This window comes from Streptococcus sp. GMD4S (assembly GCF_000296955.1).
Map to the genome: position 1 here is coordinate 1 of NZ_AJRE01000387.1, position 604 is coordinate 604.

At 43.4% G+C, this 604-nt stretch carries 1 protein-coding gene and 1 pseudogene; one reads left to right on the forward strand and one right to left on the reverse strand.

Features of this window, described 5'->3' with window-relative positions; all coding sequences use genetic code 11:
* Nucleotides 1–238: hypothetical protein (locus GMD4S_RS13820; RefSeq protein WP_237739147.1), on the forward strand; the 238-nt coding region annotated here is incomplete at its 5' end.
* Nucleotides 239–311: 73 nt separating this feature from the next.
* Here GMD4S_RS13820 and GMD4S_RS10060 read toward each other — a convergent pair.
* Nucleotides 312–604, reverse strand: a pseudogene (locus GMD4S_RS10060) (ABC transporter ATP-binding protein); the annotation flags it as partial.

The following is a 604-nucleotide window of genomic DNA, read 5'->3' on the forward strand; positions in this document are numbered from 1 at the left end:
GACCTTCTTCCCTTTCCTCAAAAAACATATAAATAAAAGAGCTCCTTATTCTGGAGCCCTGAAATATTTTATATTTTTGATAAGTAGCCGTATTAGGTTTCGCTTGGTTGCAATTCTTATCCGCCGACTAAAACAATCCACTGGATTGGATGATTGCTTACGCAATCTCTATCTGCCGACTAAAAAGGTCCCCCGGACTATAGAGGGATTGCGTGCGCAATCTCCATCCACAACCTAAACTAGTCTCCCAGACTAAAGGAGAATTGCTGCACAATTCTTATCCGCCGACTAAAAAGGTCCCCCGGACCTTTTTAGCCACCTAGATATGCTTTTCTGACTTCATCAGATGCTGCGAGTTCTTTTCCTGTTCCTGATAGGACAATCTTTCCTGTTTCAAGTACATAACCACGGTCAGAGATAGCAAGGGCCTTGTTAGCGTTCTGTTCAATTAGGAGAACCGTTGTTCCTTGCTTCTGAATATCTTGAATGATATCAAAAATTTCTTGGATAAAGATTGGGGCAAGTCCCATTGACGGCTCATCCAAGAGAAGGAGCTTAGGTGTAGACATGAGAGCGCGTCCCATAGCCAGCATCTGCTGTTCAC